This is a genomic window from Phyllobacterium sp. YR531 (genome assembly GCF_000282595.1).
GTDB lineage: Bacteria > Pseudomonadota > Alphaproteobacteria > Rhizobiales > Rhizobiaceae > Phyllobacterium.
The window spans coordinates 126577-141134 of the sequence record NZ_AKIZ01000035.1; the positions used below are offsets into that span (position 1 = coordinate 126577).

16 protein-coding genes are annotated in these 14558 nt (G+C 52.0%); 12 read left to right on the plus strand and 4 right to left on the minus strand.

Features of this window, described 5'->3' with window-relative positions:
• Positions 1 to 8: 8 nt before the first annotated feature.
• Positions 9 to 800: an alpha/beta hydrolase gene (locus PMI41_RS18460; protein ID WP_008127395.1), complete on the minus strand. Its 792-nt coding sequence runs from the start codon at positions 798 to 800 to the stop codon at positions 9 to 11.
• A 214-nt stretch (positions 801 to 1014) separates the two neighbouring features.
• Here PMI41_RS18460 and infC point away from each other — a divergent pair, with 214 nt between their 5' ends.
• From infC to PMI41_RS24375, 9 genes are all read left to right on the plus strand, one after another.
• The gene (gene infC / locus PMI41_RS18465) at positions 1015 to 1551 is read left to right on the plus strand and encodes a translation initiation factor IF-3 (RefSeq protein ID WP_040855885.1); all 537 of its coding nucleotides are present in this window, start codon (positions 1015 to 1017) and stop codon (positions 1549 to 1551) included.
• A 97-nt stretch (positions 1552 to 1648) separates the two neighbouring features.
• Positions 1649 to 2266: an isoprenylcysteine carboxylmethyltransferase family protein gene (locus tag PMI41_RS18470; RefSeq protein ID WP_040855887.1), complete on the plus strand. Its 618-nt coding sequence runs from the start codon at positions 1649 to 1651 to the stop codon at positions 2264 to 2266.
• A gap of 192 nt (positions 2267 to 2458) precedes the next feature.
• Positions 2459 to 2659, plus strand: a complete 201-nt coding sequence (gene rpmI / locus PMI41_RS18475; protein WP_008127399.1) for a 50S ribosomal protein L35 — start codon at positions 2459 to 2461, stop codon at positions 2657 to 2659.
• Positions 2660 to 2700: 41 nt separating this feature from the next.
• The gene (rplT, locus tag PMI41_RS18480; RefSeq protein ID WP_008127401.1) at positions 2701 to 3102 is read left to right on the plus strand and encodes a 50S ribosomal protein L20; all 402 of its coding nucleotides are present in this window, start codon (positions 2701 to 2703) and stop codon (positions 3100 to 3102) included.
• A gap of 156 nt (positions 3103 to 3258) precedes the next feature.
• Positions 3259 to 4341: a phenylalanine--tRNA ligase subunit alpha gene (gene pheS, locus PMI41_RS18485; protein ID WP_008127403.1), complete on the plus strand. Its 1083-nt coding sequence runs from the start codon at positions 3259 to 3261 to the stop codon at positions 4339 to 4341.
• A complete protein-coding gene (locus PMI41_RS18490) occupies positions 4338 to 4748 on the plus strand; it encodes an ASCH domain-containing protein (RefSeq protein ID WP_008127405.1) in 411 nt (136 codons plus the stop codon). The genes pheS and PMI41_RS18490 overlap by 4 nt, the downstream gene beginning before the upstream one ends.
• 21 nt (positions 4749 to 4769) lie before the next feature.
• Positions 4770 to 7184, plus strand: a complete 2415-nt coding sequence (gene pheT, locus PMI41_RS18495; RefSeq protein WP_008127407.1) for a phenylalanine--tRNA ligase subunit beta — start codon at positions 4770 to 4772, stop codon at positions 7182 to 7184.
• A gap of 195 nt (positions 7185 to 7379) precedes the next feature.
• Positions 7380 to 9416: a hypothetical protein gene (locus PMI41_RS18500; protein WP_008127409.1), complete on the plus strand. Its 2037-nt coding sequence runs from the start codon at positions 7380 to 7382 to the stop codon at positions 9414 to 9416.
• 5 nt (positions 9417 to 9421) lie between these two features.
• Complete coding sequence (locus tag PMI41_RS24375; protein ID WP_008127410.1) at positions 9422 to 10417, plus strand: glycosyltransferase; 996 nt, start codon at positions 9422 to 9424, stop codon at positions 10415 to 10417.
• Between the two features lie 14 nt (positions 10418 to 10431).
• Here the strand turns inward: PMI41_RS24375 and PMI41_RS18510 are convergent, their stop codons facing one another.
• The gene (locus PMI41_RS18510; protein WP_008127411.1) at positions 10432 to 11244 is read right to left on the minus strand and encodes an aspartyl/asparaginyl beta-hydroxylase domain-containing protein; all 813 of its coding nucleotides are present in this window, start codon (positions 11242 to 11244) and stop codon (positions 10432 to 10434) included.
• Positions 11245 to 11449: 205 nt separating this feature from the next.
• Positions 11450 to 11839: a hypothetical protein gene (locus tag PMI41_RS18515; RefSeq protein ID WP_008127412.1), complete on the minus strand. Its 390-nt coding sequence runs from the start codon at positions 11837 to 11839 to the stop codon at positions 11450 to 11452.
• A gap of 123 nt (positions 11840 to 11962) precedes the next feature.
• Here PMI41_RS18515 and PMI41_RS18520 point away from each other — a divergent pair, with 123 nt between their 5' ends.
• The 3 genes from PMI41_RS18520 to PMI41_RS18530 all read left to right on the plus strand — a co-directional run bounded on the left by PMI41_RS18520 (position 11963) and on the right by PMI41_RS18530 (position 13426).
• Positions 11963 to 12742: a helix-turn-helix transcriptional regulator gene (locus PMI41_RS18520; protein ID WP_008127413.1), complete on the plus strand. Its 780-nt coding sequence runs from the start codon at positions 11963 to 11965 to the stop codon at positions 12740 to 12742.
• A gap of 64 nt (positions 12743 to 12806) precedes the next feature.
• Positions 12807 to 13127 carry a hypothetical protein gene (locus PMI41_RS18525; protein ID WP_008127414.1) on the plus strand — a complete coding sequence of 107 codons (321 nt, stop codon included), beginning with the start codon at positions 12807 to 12809 and terminating at the stop codon, positions 13125 to 13127.
• A 95-nt stretch (positions 13128 to 13222) separates the two neighbouring features.
• Complete coding sequence (locus tag PMI41_RS18530; protein ID WP_008127415.1) at positions 13223 to 13426, plus strand: hypothetical protein; 204 nt, start codon at positions 13223 to 13225, stop codon at positions 13424 to 13426.
• A 49-nt stretch (positions 13427 to 13475) separates the two neighbouring features.
• On the opposite strand, the gene PMI41_RS18535 is transcribed toward PMI41_RS18530, so the two are convergent.
• Entirely contained in the window at positions 13476 to 14471 is a 996-nt protein-coding gene (locus PMI41_RS18535) for an aldo/keto reductase (protein WP_008127417.1), read from the minus strand.
• Positions 14472 to 14558: the final 87 nt, after the last annotated feature.

Sequence of the window (14558 nt, forward strand, 5' to 3'; positions counted from 1 at the left end):
AGGCCTGATTATTGAACGGAAGGAGTGGTCTTGATGCTACCCGCCATTGAAGACACGGTTCGGCCTAAAAGTTCAAGGTCCTGCGGTCGTGATAGTCTGTGATCCCCGTCGCGAACCAATGTAATGGTCACATCGTCGACAGGCAGATGGTCCACGAGTTTCATGGCATGTTTGTAGGGTACGTCTTCATCGCGCATGCCTTGAAGGATATGCACCGGACAATCGGTCTGGATAACACCCTTGAGAACCTGATTGGCCTTTCCATCCTCAAGTAAAGCTTTGGTGTAGATATAGGGTTGGTCGGAATATTCCGACGGTTCTTCCATATAGCCTTGATCAGCGATCTGCTTGCGCTGTCTGTTGGTCAAGTTCGGCTCTACCAGCTCGGAGGTGAAGTCGGGAGCAGGTGCAATCAGCACAAGACCGGCAACGCGGCCGCCCTCGCCGAGCCTTTGCAATTCTGCAAGCAGGCGCAGGGCAATCCAGCCGCCCATGGATGAGCCGACAATAATCTGCGGTCCCGTGGAGAATTGGCGGAACACGCCGAGACTTTGTTCGAGCCAGAGCGATATGGTCCCGTCGCGGAACTCGCCGCCCGACTCGCCATGCCCCGAATAATCATGGCGCAGGAAGGCGTGCCCGTTTGCTGCCGCCCACTCATCCAGAAAATTTGCCTTGCTGCCCAGCATGTCGGAACGGTAACCGCCGAGCCAGACTACGCCGGGGCCGGTTCCGGCACGTCTTCGCAAGGCAATATTGATTCCGTTCAGGTCAAGATATTCCGGTGTGGAGGGTGTCATGGGTCGCGACTCGCTTTCGATCTTCATCTTTTTGCATGCGAAAACGCGTCAAGAAAGGCCTCTCCATTGCATAAAACTGAAATAATCCTATGTTTAATTTGAGCGATTTATCCCAAAAACAGTCATATTGACGCCCGCCAGTACAGCTTAAGCATTGCGGCCAAGGCCCGGTGGTGCTATTTGCGGGTCCGAAATAATTCAGGAGACTACTGCCATTCGTCGACCCTTTAGAGCCCAGGTGGTCCAGAAAGATGGACCACGTTCCAACCGTGATATCCGGGTACCCCAGGTGCAGCTCATTGACGCCGAAGGTGAAAACCACGGCATCGTAACGATTCAGGCAGCGTTGGCCATGGCCGACGAGGCGGGTCTTGACCTTGTCGAGATCGTGCCTAATGCCGAACCGCCAGTCTGCAAGATCGTTGATCTGGGCAAGCTGAAGTACCAGGGCCAGAAGAAGGCTGCGGAAGCTCGCAAGAAGCAGAAGACGGTCGAAATCAAAGAAATCAAGATGCGCCCCAATATCGACACGCATGATTATGACGTGAAGATGCGCGCAATTAAGCGGTTCTTTGAAGAAGGCGACAAGGTCAAGGTAACGCTGCGGTTCCGCGGCCGTGAAATGGCCCACCAGGAACTCGGCATGCGCCTTCTCGACAAGGTCAAGGAAGACACGGTTGAGATTTCCAAAGTGGAAGCTGAACCCAAGCTGGAAGGCCGTCAGATGATGATGGTTCTGGCTCCACGCTAAAACCGGCTCATTGCCTTTGAAAAGCCGCCTTCGGGCGGCTTTTTCCGTTTCGGGGCATGCGATGCTCCGGCTCTAACGGATGTAGCCCCCAATGGCATTGAAATCTCCAAAAGACATGGCACGTTTCCAGCGCCGCAGGCGTCTGGTCATCGCCGGAATCATTGCACTTATTCTGATTGTCCTGATGACCATCCGTTCGGCATGGACCAACGATTGGTACCACGAGTATATCGAGGATGTCGGCATCGGTATCATCGTCCTGTCGATCCTTGGACGCATGTGGTGCACTCTTTACATTGGTGGACGGAAAAGCGCGGAGATCGTGCGCCTTGGACCCTATTCAATAAGCCGCAACCCACTTTACGTGTTTTCAGCCTTTGGCGCTGCCGGTATCGGCATGATGACGGGCAGCCTGACCGTTGGTCTGGCATTGGCCATCATATGCTGTCTGGCTTTTCATTTTGTTATCCGTGCCGAAGAAGGATATCTGGAGAATACATTCGGGGAGACCTATTTGTCTTACAAGCGTGATGTGCCGCGCTTTTTTCCTAAATTCTCGATCTACAGGGAAACCGGGCTGTTGAGTGTTCGCCCTTCTGTGCTCTATAAGACGCTGGCTGATGGATTGGTGTTCTTTGTATCCTATCCGTTGCTCGAATTTGTCGAATATCTGCAGTCGATAGGCATCTTGCCGGTTCTTTTGCGGCTTTATTGATAGTTTTGCTGGCTTATTCGATTCAACAGTTGCGCTTTTTCAAGCTTCTGGTAAGAAGCACCCGTTCAAACCGCCCGGCAGGGCATGCCGTGGCGGTTTTGTATGCTTTCAGGCTTTGGTCGGCCTGAAGTCAAAAACAGAGGCTCGAAGCTCGCAAGAGTGAATGGATCTCACAAAATCAGGAGTAGCAAAATGCCCAAGATGAAGACCAAATCTGCTGCCAAGAAACGGTTCAAGATTACCGGAACTGGCAAAATCAAAGCCGCCGCCGCTGGCAAACGCCATGGCATGATCAAACGTTCGAACAAATTCATTCGTGACGCACGCGGAACCATGGTTCTCGCCGATGCCGATGCGAAAATCGTGAAGAAGTTCCTGCCTAACGGTCTCTGATCCGGGCAACGTTATCCATCCTCAAGTAAGGAGATCATATCATGGCACGTGTAAAACGGGGCGTTACGTCCCACGCCAAGCATAAAAAAGTTCTGAAGCAGGCCGAAGGTTTCCGCGGTCGCCGCAAGAATACAATCAAGACCGCCAAGGCTGCTGTCGATCGTTCGAAGCAATATGCCTATCGCGATCGCAAGAACAAGAAGCGCACATTCCGCGCTCTCTGGACACAGCGCATCAATGCTGCTGTGCGTGAGCATGGTTTGACATACAGCCGCTTCATCGATGGTCTGACCAAGTCAGGCATCGAGGTTGACCGCAAGGTTCTGTCGGATCTCGCGATCCACGAGCCAGAAGCATTCGGTGCAATCGTGGCTTCTGCCAAGAAGGCGCTCGAATACCTCAAAGACACCACACCGAACGCTTTTGAAGGCGCTGTCCGCTAAGCCAGCCGCCGCTCCCAAAGCATTCGAAAATTTAAGTTTGGGAAACCCGCGCTGGCTCGGCTAGCGCGGGTTTTTCGATTTTCTGACGGCGTTCTGTCTTTCACCGGAAAGACTCGGACACCTGCTATCGTCACTGCCAAACAATGGGTGAAAACCATGGACGAGCTTACACAACTGGAAAGCGCCCTTGCTGCGCAGATCAATGCTGCCAATGATGAAGCGGCTATAGAAGCCGTTCGCGTTGCGGCGCTTGGCAAGAAGGGTTCGATCTCCGAAAAGCTGAAATCGCTTGGCTCAATGTCGCCGGAAGAGCGTCAAAGTCAGGGACCGGCAATCAACGGATTGAAAAACCGTATCACCGAAGCGCTGACTGCACGCAAGACGACCCTCAAGGATGCGGCGATCACCGAGCGCCTTGCCAAGGAAAAAGTGGATGTCACACTGCCGCTGCGCGCTTCGCCAGCAGAGCGTGGCCGCATCCACCCGATCAGCCAGGTCATCGACGAGATCACAGCGATTTTCGCGGATATGGGTTTCGCCATTGCAGAAGGTCCGGATATCGAGACCGACCATTACAACTTCACGGCGCTGAATTTTCCGGAAGGTCATCCGGCGCGAGAGATGCACGACACGTTTTTCTTCAACCCTGACGAGAAGAATGATCGGCGTGTATTGCGTACACATACGAGCCCAGTGCAAATCCGAACCATGGAAGCGCAGAAGCCGCCGATCCGTATCGTGATCCCCGGCAAGACATATCGTATGGATTCTGATGCCACGCACTCGCCTATGTTCCATCAGGTCGAGGGGTTGGTTATCGACAAGACTGCCAATGTCGCCAATATGAAATGGGTGCTTGAGGAGTTCTGCAAGACCTTCTTCGAGGTGCCATCCTTGAAGATGCGTTTCCGTCCATCCTACTTTCCGTTCACCGAGCCATCGCTGGAAGTTGATATCCAGTGTGACCGCTCCGGCAAGGAAGTGAAGTTCGGCGAAGGCAATGACTGGATGGAAATCCTCGGCTGCGGCATGGTGCATCCGAATGTGCTGCGCCATGGCGGACTCGATCCGGATGAGTATCAGGGCTTTGCATGGGGCATGGGAATTGATCGTATTGCCATGCTCAAATATGGCATGCCCGATCTCCGCGCCTTCTTCGATGCCGATGTTCGCTGGTTGTCGCATTACGGCTTCCGCCCACTTGATATGCCAACCTTGTTCGGGGGCTTGAGCGCGTGACGCTATTGCCTGAAAGATACAAGGACTCTTTGAAGTTCGCGTTCGGGGATTCGCCCGCACTTGCTGACGAGTTGCTGGCCCTTGTGCTTGAAGGCAAGAAGACCGCGACTTGTGCGGCGGTACGTGACTATGTCGAAGACAGCACTGAAAAGCCTGTCGTTGGTCGGCGCGATGTCGTGCTTGATGGTGCTGGCAATCCAGCGGCGGTTATCGAAACGGTCGAGATTTCATATCGCCGTTTCAATGAAGTTGATGCCGATTTTGCCCGTGAAGAGGGTGAAGGCGCGGCTACGCTGGAACAGTGGCGGCATGATCACCAGAATTACTTTAGTCGCAACGGCGGCTTCTCGCCGGATATGGAACTTTTATTGGAGCGGTTTCGCCTTGTCGAAATCCTCAAACGCTAAAATTGAGAAACGAGTGAAATCATGAAATTCACACTCTCCTGGCTGAAAGATCATCTTGAGACGCAAGCGTCGCTGGATGAAATCGTCGAAACCCTGACCATGATCGGTCTTGAGGTCGAGTCTCTCGATGACAAGGCTGCATTGAAGCCTTTCGTCATTGCCAAAGTATTGACTGCCTCAAGGCATCCGGATGCGGACAAGCTGCAGGTACTGACCGTTGATACGGGCGATGGTAAGCCGCTTCAGGTGGTTTGCGGTGCGCCTAACGCGCGCGCAGGGCTGATTGGGGCTTTTGCTGCTCCGGGCGCTTATGTGCCGGGCATTGATATCACCCTTTCGGTCGGCAAGATCCGGGGCGTGGAAAGCCATGGCATGATGTGCTCCGAGCGTGAGCTGGAGATGTCAGACGAGCATAATGGCATTATTGATCTGCCTGCCGATGCGCCTGTAGGCACGAGTTTCGCTGCCTATGCCGGACTTGATGATCCTGTCATCGAAATCAACCTGACGCCTAATCGACCTGATTGTACAAGTGTTTATGGTATTGCGCGTGATCTGGCGGCAGCTGGTCTAGGCACGCTGAAAACGCCCGCAATCGAGCCTGTTAAGGGCACGGGTGCACCGCAGGTTGATGTAGCGCTCGAATTGAAGGGCGAGGATTATCTTTGCCCCGGTTTCGCGTGGCGTACGGTCAAGGGTGTCAAGAATGGCGCGAGCCCGAAATGGTTGCAGCAGCGGCTTATCGCCATTGGCCTGCGCCCCATCAACGCGCTGGTAGATATCACCAATTATGTCACCTTTGATCGTGGTCGCCCGCTGCATGTTTTCGACGCGGATAAGGTGAAGGGCGGGCTTGTCGTTCGCCGCGCGCGCGATGGCGAGACGATCCTCGGCCTCAATGGCAAGGATTACACCCTGAGCCCGGAAAATGTCGTGATCGCAGATGAAAACGGTGTCGAATCGATTGCCGGCGTCATGGGCGGCGAGCATTCCGGCTGCGATGAAAACACGGTCAATGTTGTTATTGAGTCGGCGCTTTGGGATGCGATGAATGTTGCCCGCACTGGCCGCACCCTGGGCATCATAACCGATGCCCGCTATCGTTTCGAACGCGGTGTTGATCCTGAACAGATGATCCCGGGTGTGGAGCTTGCTGCACAGCTGGTTCTTGAATTCTGCGGCGGCACGCCCTCGGAAACCAAGGTGGTCGGCTATAAGGGCCATACGCCTAAAACGGTCAAATTCCCCGCATCCGAAGTAAAGCGCCTGACCGGCATCGATGTTTCGGCACAAACAAGTCTCGATATCCTGTCGCGTCTCGGCTTCAAGCCGCAGAGCAAAGGTGAACTGGTTGATGTTGTCGTGCCATCATGGCGCTCCGACGTTGATGGCAAGGCTGATCTGGTTGAAGAAGTCATGCGTATTCATGGCATCAATCTGATCGACCCACAGCCGCTGGTCAGGATTGACGCCATAAACAGCAAAATCCTGACCACGCTGCAGATCCGCACGCGCAATGCCAAGCGCGCGCTTGCATCGCGCGGAATGATGGAGGCTGTAACCTGGTCATTCATTTCGGAAAGCGCAGCCAAAGCCTTTGGCGGCGGAAAGCCGGAACTGAAACTGAGCAATCCGATTGCTGCGGATATGTCGGACATGCGCCCTTCGCTTTTGCCGGGCTTGCTTGCTGCTGCCCAGCGCAACGCGGATCGTGGTTTCAACGATCTCGCTCTGTTCGAAGTTTCGGGCACTTATGAGGGCAATTCTCCGGAGGATCAGCGCCGTGTTGCGGCAGGTGTTCGCCGTGGTACTACACATTTCGAAAGTGTTGGCCGCCATTGGTCCGGCAATGCTGCGCCGGTCGGCATATTTGACGCCAAGGCCGATGCAATTGCTGTTCTCGAAGCTTGCGGTGCGCCCGTGGACAAGTTGCAAATCGAGGCCGGTGGCCCCGAATGGTATCATCCGGGCCGTTCCGGCACGATCAAGCTTGGCCCGAAGGTCATTCTTGGCACATTTGGCGAATTCCATCCAAAGACTCTCGAAACGCTTGATGTCGGGGGTAGTCTGTGCGGCTTCGAGATTTTCATCGATGCCATTCCGGATCCAAAGCAGAAAGCCACCCGCACCAAGCCTGCGCTCAATCTTTCTGATTTGCAGCTTGTGCGTCGTGATTTCGCATTCGTTGTCGATAAGTCGGTCGAAGCGGGCAGCATTGTTCGCGCCGCACTGAGCAGCGACAAGAAACTGATTATCGGAGTTCAGGTGTTCGACCTTTTCGAGGGCGCTTCGCTGGGCGAGGACAAGAAGTCCGTCGCTATCGAAGTAGCGATCCAACCACAGGAACGTACTTTGAACGATGAGGATCTGGATGCTTTGACCAAGCGCGTTGTCGAAAGCGTCAGCAAGCAGACCGGCGGCGTATTGCGGGGATAAGAAGTCAGTATACAGCAGTTGGAGAAATTCTCAAAAACCAGAAAACAGAAATTATACTTTAGTATAATTTCTGTTTTAGTCGTTGACATAGTATTATATAAAATACATAGCAATTTTTGTTACGATAAATATTTTATGTTTTTAGCTGGCAGTCTGTTTTAGATGCCAGAACTTATATTTTAAAGGGCATTCTAAATGTCGCCGTTGTCCAACTGGATCAAAGATGAAGCTTTCATCTGCGAAGCCCTTGCTGAGGCTCGCAAGCACGATTGTGTATCGTTAGATATCTTTGACACTGCTTTGACCCGGCTTGTAGATAGTCCTGCTGATGCCTTTGCTGAGATTGAGAAACGTCTCGTCGTAAAGTTTGGATCTGCTGCAAATGGATTTGCAACAGCTCGCGAGGAAGCAGAACGCGAGTCACGCGAGCATGCACGTAGTTTAAACTACGAGGAAGTGACATTAAACGAGATTTACAAGTTCGTGCCACGATACTTGCCAAAATTTTCTCAATTGGTAGATGCAATAGCGCTGGAGATGGAGACCGAGCGGGATCTGCTCTTTGCAGTACCCGACATACTGGAACTCACCGGGCGACTGAAGGCGTCAAATATCCCTTATATGTTTGTTTCGGATATGTACCATTCGGCAGCATTCTTAGCGGAAATACTCGGTAATGCGGGTTTCAGTGGTTGGACAGCGATACACGTATCGTCTGAGGTGAAGGCGAGTAAGGCATCAGGGCGGATATGGCAAGCTATTTTGCCGCTGGGCATGCGCATAGTCCACATTGGAGATGACGAAAAATCTGATGTGGAAATGCCAAAAAGTTTTGGCCTTACAACTATGGCATATACTCGTGCAAGCTCCAGTCGACGTGCAGGAAGCAAGTTGACGCCGGACATACTACCCTTTTCCTACCGACAACGAAGTTTGGAATTAAGCGCCAGAAGTAATTTGAAGCCTTTAACCGATGTCGAACAATGGCAACTTATGGGCCGAGGCGTTGGTACAATAGTAGTAGGTAGTTTTATCGAATGGCTTCGAGATCGATTGGAGGCTCATGAAATTGATCGCCTGTATTTCTGCGCGCGCGATGGATGGCTAATTAAGGCTGCATGGGAAGCCGCCGGATTTTCTACATCTGTAAGAACGAAAATCCACTATCTTGGCGTATCAAGGCGTACGCTCCATTTTGCCTGCGGATATATCGATAGCTCACCTGGCCGCCTATCGGAGCCTTTGATCAAATTCTTGAGCAGTAGTGACCGTGATCTCTCAATCTGGTCAGTTCTACAGCGCCTCGGGTGCGCTGAGGACAGTATGTTATGTGTTAAAGCAAAAATAATATTTGGGGATCTGCAGCAGACGCTGAAGATGCCCGAGATATATAGAATGTTATTAATATTTCTTCAGTCCAATTCGGCGTTAGTGAGAGGGAGGCTTAGCAAGGATTATTCCAATTTATTGCAATACTTGCGGCAAGAAAAGCTCCTCTCTCCAGGTCGTGTAGCCATCGTGGATCTCGGATGGCATGGGACAATGCAGAAGTCGCTCAAGAAAATACTTGACCATTGCAATTCGGAAAGTGAGCTGACCGGATTTTATTACGGGCTTTGGCCAGCTGCTACAGGAAACCGCTACGGTGCTGGGCCCATGGAAGCTGCGTTCTCGACAGACTATCTCGAACATTGGGAACAACCCGAGATGGAAGGCGCAGTTGAAATACTGGAAGAACTGCATTCGGCTCCACACGGTACGGTTATTTCGTATGAACATCGCAATTCAAGGTGGGAACCTGTATTTGCCAATAGTACCTCAGAGGCGGAACAATTCAGAATGTTTGCAGAGCCATTTCATCAAGGTGTGCTTCAAGGTATTTGCGAACGTAAAATTAGTTCAGACAAAGCAGTTGATGATTACTATCCGAAGGCAGCGATTGCTGCAATTGGTGCGAGTTTTCTCTCTCCAACCGCTGACGAATTGGCGCTGATTTCTCAATTGCAGCATAGTGGTAGTTTCGATCATGCCAATTTTGATCCCATTGTGATTGCGGAAACACCAAAAAACTCCGCCGCCATGAAGGCGGATCTGGAGCGCAGCCAATGGCGTGCTGGTACGCTTCAGAAATGGATTCGCGCTGCAAACAATGAACAACGCCGCTCCATTGCTGAATTGGCACGCCAGCGTTTTTCGCATTGGTCAGCGCGTACGTTAAGGCAATATGATTGATTAAAATGCTTCATACCTATTCTAGCCCCGATCTATCCAACCTGATTCATGACGGCCGCGTTGCCGTCATTATGCGGACGAAAGAACGCCCGATTCTGCTCGCTAGAGCCTTGGCCAGCATTTTTTCTCAGACACTGACTAATTGGCATTTATATCTGGTGAATGATGGTGGTGATCAAGCGGTTGTTGACAACTTGGTCCGCAGTCACGCATTCGCGTACTGCAGTCAGATTACGGTTATCCATCATAAAATCAGCTTAGGTATGGAGGCTGCGTCTAATTCGGCACTCAAACGGGTGGAAGCTGATTTTATCGTCATTCATGATGATGACGATTCTTGGAAACCTGCGTTCCTCAAGGAAACGGTAGGTTTTATGATGGATTCTGCAAATCGTAACGAAATAGCTGTCGCTACCAATTATACGGTGGTTAATGAGAGGATCGAGGGCGATCAGATCATAGAAGAAAGCCGCTATCCTTGGCACCTGTCGGACGAGCGAATAGATATTCGCCAACTACTCACCGCCAATCCATATCCTCCTATTTGTCTTTTGTTCCGAAGCGCTGCCCTGTCAAAGATTGGCTTATTCAATGCTGATATGCCGGTGTTGGGGGATTGGGACTTTAATCTTCGGCTGGCTTCAATAGGTGAAATTGGCCTCCTAAAGAAAAACCTAGCTTACTACCATCATAGGCATTCAGGAAACCAGGGATCGTACGGAAATTCGATCATTGATGGTGTCTCTATTCATCGCAGCTTTGGCATCAAGTATCGCAATCATTTTTTGCGGCAGTTTCTTAATGAAAGTCCTGAAAATTTGGGAATGATGCTCACTCTGCTTCAAAAAAACGATACCATTGACTGGGAGATGCGTCATCGATTATTAAGAATCGAACAGATTTTGCAACCTCTTGAAACTGCATTCAGGCCAGCGCGGTGGTTGTGGCGTAATATAATGCCGCTACGACGCGTTGTAGCGCGACTTCGCGGCCGTATTTAGATAAGTAGAAAAACCTACTTCTGAATAACTTTCCAGTTTTTGTAGAAGATCGAGTTGCTGCCTTTCAGGATCACGCCCATGAACGAGACGATGGCGGCAAAGAAGCCCGGAATGTAGGAAGGCCGCAATATATCGACGAACAGGCAATAGCGTGTCTGGTCGGTCTGGTTGACCGATTGATGCATCAGCGTGTCATCGAAGATGAAAAGCTTGTCGTCTTTCCAGTAGCTGGTGGTGTCGCCGCACCAAATGTATGCCGTGCGGTCATTCATATCATTGATATTGTAAAGCACACGGATCGTCGCCCGGATCGGGCCAAAATGCTTTGATGTCGAGTTCTTTTTGTTGAACACCGAAACACCAATAGTCTTTACGTAATCATAGTCCTCGTAGAAGGACGGCACATTGGCAAAGCTTGGCTGGTCCTTGCCGTACCATTTGAAGAAGAACATGCTGCGGCCCTGTTGTTCCGCACGTTGCTGTAGTTGCCCTACGATGTTTTCCTTCTGCGTCGCTGTAATCAGACGCTTCACTTCTGCCTGATAGGCGGGCGGCAGGTCTTCCAGCTTGTAGACGCCCTTGTTTTTGTAAGGCAGCGAAAGAATATCAAGCAGGATATTCAATGGCGACAGAAGCCACGTGAAAAGACCGTTTCCAAAGAAATACTGTTCAACGACCTGAAGCTTCAGATTTTTGTTGCGGGCCAGATCGTAGATGCCGCAGGCCAGATAGAAGAATTCGAGATAGGGGATGAAGAAGGCGAGAACGGCGAGGAGAAGGACTCCGACAGTCCAGCGCCGAAGAGATTTTTTGGTGGATTTTTCCATGATATTCCAGCTTTTGAAGGCCTGACCATCGATGAGTATACAGGGGTGGTTGGCAGGTGTTTCGACCGATAAGACAATTGCATTGCGTATATGTTACGCCGCAGTCATCAGAAATAAATGGACGGGCGTTGCCGATATGACTGCGGCCAGTTTCTGGCAAGACTAAGGCAGACAAGTGGCTGGGTGGCTCATCTGCCTTGGTACGTTACGCAGCCCGCAAGCACTTCAGCCCTTCCCATTCGATCAGGGCGAAACCGGCAACCACGGCAGTCACTGCAAGGGCTGCGACCATGCCCAAAAGCGTGAAGGCGGAGGGCAGGAATATAAGGACTGCCGGAACGCCGACCACCCATAGCAAGTCCGCTGCAAATACAAATCCGACCAATGATCGCGATTGCGTTTTCCACTGGGCAATTATTCCGACATCAGCTGCGAAAACCACCAGTGCAATACCCAGTCCCAATATCAACCATGCGGGTATTCCCGGCATAAGATATTGGCTGGCAAGCTCGGAAAATAGGGCGAGCCCAATCCCGGTAATTCCTGTCAGGATCGCGTTGATCATCATGCCATCCTTGAGATTGATCTGTATCATGCTGCTTCTCCTTTGTTGCGTTGATAAGGCGAGCATGTAGATTTGAGGTAGGTAAAACAATTACCTCTGAGGTAATGGGTTTTGTTGCGTATATTTGGCATGGACGTTTGATGGAGGTCGGCGATGCAGTTTGGTGATCATCTCAGGCAATGGCGCTCGCACAGGCATCTCAGCCAAATGGACCTTGCCCTTGAGGCGGGTATCTCATCGCGTCACCTGTCATTCCTTGAAACCGGGCGCTCCCAGCCGTCCGAAGGTATGATCATTCGTATCTGTGAGGCACTCGAACTGCCCTACAGAATACAGAATGAATTGTTCAGTGCGGCAGGTTTCGCACCACGTTATTTCTCGGCCGAACGGGAAGGGCTGTCAGGATTGCCTGTCCTGATCCGCGATACTCTGCTCCTGATACTCGAAAAACATGAGCCTTGGCCCGCGGTCGCCTTCAATGCCGATTATGATACTCTTGCTGCCAATGCCGGGTTTTCTGCCTTGGCAAATGCGCTCGGCATGTCAGTGGCACCCGGCATCAATATTCTGGCGCTGGTGCTTGAACCAGGCCCGGTGAAGCAGGCCATTGAAAACTGGCCGGAGGTTGCCCTGCTGTTTCTCAAAAGAGCGCGAAATGAGGCGCGGCTTTATGGTCCGCGAAGCGGTCTGGCACAACGCCTTGCCGTTTATGAGAATGATGCGGAGATTTCCAGCCTGTTGCGGAATGATGAAGGTGAGAGAAACCCGCCGCCGGTCATTACCGCCCGTTTGCGGCTTGGGGACACGATGACAAGCTGGATCACGACGCTGACGGCCTTCGGTTCGGCACAGGAGGTTTTGACGGAAGGCATTTTCATCGAGCAGTATTTTCCTGCGGATGATGCAACCCGCGCCATCGCCGGTAGCGCCTGATACGGCCTGTTCAGCATGCTGTCAGTTTGCCAATGCAGTTTGCGCCTGAAATCAGGAGCAAATTATGCAGTTTTTTCTATCCGCGCTGGCAATGACCACAGTCCTTGGAAGTGTACTTGGTGCAATCCAGACAGGGGCACGAATTTGGCAGGGCGGGGCAGTTGCACTGTTCGGACTGTCTGCCATCGGTATTTTTCGTATGTCGATGTCGATTGTTTATCCGGCCCTTTCAGCAGACCCTATTCTCGCAACAGTTGTCTTTCTGATTGCTGTTGAATTTGCAGCATCACATGCGGTTTTGAACCGGCAGCAAACGGCGGGAGTGGCCGGTGGCGCATTGATGCTTACCACCATATCCAGTGTATTTCTGGCGGCAGGCAGTTAGCTCGCCGGATTACGCCATTCACCACGAGACTTGATTGTGACACAAAATTCGGGGGAATATTCGCCGCAGAGCCCTAAAGTAAGGACCCAAGCGACATGCGTATCCGCGAATTGCAGGAAGTTCGATATGATGAAAGGACCGCGACATTAAAGTTCTCTGGTCTCAATCCATTCAAAAAACACAAGAGCGTCAGGGTGGTCATTGATGATCCCGAGCAGTTCCTGAACGCAATAAAGAAAGCGCTGGTTGATCCGGATGGCACCAGCATTCCACTTGATCCCACGGAGGTTCAGAAGTGACCAGGGCGCTGATTTCTCAACGCCCCTGACACTTTGATACGAGAAGCGATCAACCGTTGACGAGCGCCAGTGCAGCTTCCGTGTAGCGATTTCCTGCGACCTGATCCGGCGTCAAGGCATCGCCGATGCGGGCAAGTTCCGCCTCTGTCAGCTTGATATCTGCCGCAGCGGCATTTTCCTCGAGATGCTTGATCTTGCGTGCACCGGGAATTGGCACGATGAAGTCACCCTGATGCAGCACCCAGGCAAGTGCAAGCTGTGCAGGCGTAACACCCTTGTCGGCAGCCAGCCCCTTTAATGTGGCAATCAACACAGCATTCGCGTCCATGTTTTCCGCCTGAAACCGTGGCAAGGTCTTGCGCCAGTCATCTGCACCCAGTTCATCAGGCTTGCTGATGGTGCCGGTCAGAAGGCCACGGCCAAGCGGGCTATAGGGCACAAAGCCAATTCCAAGTTCGCGGCACACCGCAAAGACTTCATCTTCCGGCTCGCGGCTCCAGAGCGAATATTCGCTCTGTACGGCGGCAATGGGGTGCACCTTGTGAGCACGGCGGATGGTGGCGGCACTGGCTTCAGATAGCCCGAGCGCCTTCACCTTGCCTTGCTTGACCAGATCAGCCATGGCGCCGACAGTTTCCTCAATCGGCACAGTCGGATCAACACGATGCTGGTAGAACAGGTCGATCTGTTCGATTCCCAAGCGGCCCAGCGATGATTCAGCCACCGCCTTCAAATGCTCGGGGCGGCTGTCGACACCGATCATGCGCGATGGACCCTCGCCTTCATCGGCAATCTTGAAACCGAATTTGGTGGCAATGATCACCTCGTCGCGGCGGCCTTTGAAGGCCTTGCCAAGCAGGATTTCATTGTCGAAAGGGCCGTAGACTTCGGCAGTATCGAAGAAGGTGACTCCGACATCGATGGCGCGATGCAGGGTACGGATCGCATCCGCCTCATCCTGTCCGCCATAGGCAAATGTCATACCCATGCAGCCAAGGCCAACTGCTGATACGTTGAGGTTCGTTCCAAGTTTGCGCTTTTCCATCACTCATCTCCTTTTTCGCACGATCCCGTTTCTGGGATTGTCTGGTGTGGTGGAGCAAACATAGGCTGTGAATTTTTGTTCGATAAT

Coding starts and splice junctions, on each gene's coding strand:
- PMI41_RS18460 (WP_008127395.1), bottom strand. CDS start 800: ATGACACCCTCCACACCGGAATATCTTGACCTGAACGGAATCAATATT.
- rpmI (WP_008127399.1), top strand. CDS start 2,459: ATGCCCAAGATGAAGACCAAATCTGCTGCCAAGAAACGGTTCAAGATT.
- rplT (WP_008127401.1), top strand. CDS start 2,701: ATGGCACGTGTAAAACGGGGCGTTACGTCCCACGCCAAGCATAAAAAA.
- pheS (WP_008127403.1), top strand. CDS start 3,259: ATGGACGAGCTTACACAACTGGAAAGCGCCCTTGCTGCGCAGATCAAT.
- pheT (WP_008127407.1), top strand. CDS start 4,770: ATGAAATTCACACTCTCCTGGCTGAAAGATCATCTTGAGACGCAAGCG.
- PMI41_RS18500 (WP_008127409.1), top strand. CDS start 7,380: ATGTCGCCGTTGTCCAACTGGATCAAAGATGAAGCTTTCATCTGCGAA.
- PMI41_RS24375 (WP_008127410.1), top strand. CDS start 9,422: ATGCTTCATACCTATTCTAGCCCCGATCTATCCAACCTGATTCATGAC.
- PMI41_RS18510 (WP_008127411.1), bottom strand. CDS start 11,244: ATGGAAAAATCCACCAAAAAATCTCTTCGGCGCTGGACTGTCGGAGTC.
- PMI41_RS18515 (WP_008127412.1), bottom strand. CDS start 11,839: ATGATACAGATCAATCTCAAGGATGGCATGATGATCAACGCGATCCTG.
- PMI41_RS18520 (WP_008127413.1), top strand. CDS start 11,963: ATGCAGTTTGGTGATCATCTCAGGCAATGGCGCTCGCACAGGCATCTC.
- PMI41_RS18525 (WP_008127414.1), top strand. CDS start 12,807: ATGCAGTTTTTTCTATCCGCGCTGGCAATGACCACAGTCCTTGGAAGT.
- PMI41_RS18530 (WP_008127415.1), top strand. CDS start 13,223: ATGCGTATCCGCGAATTGCAGGAAGTTCGATATGATGAAAGGACCGCG.
- PMI41_RS18535 (WP_008127417.1), bottom strand. CDS start 14,471: ATGGAAAAGCGCAAACTTGGAACGAACCTCAACGTATCAGCAGTTGGC.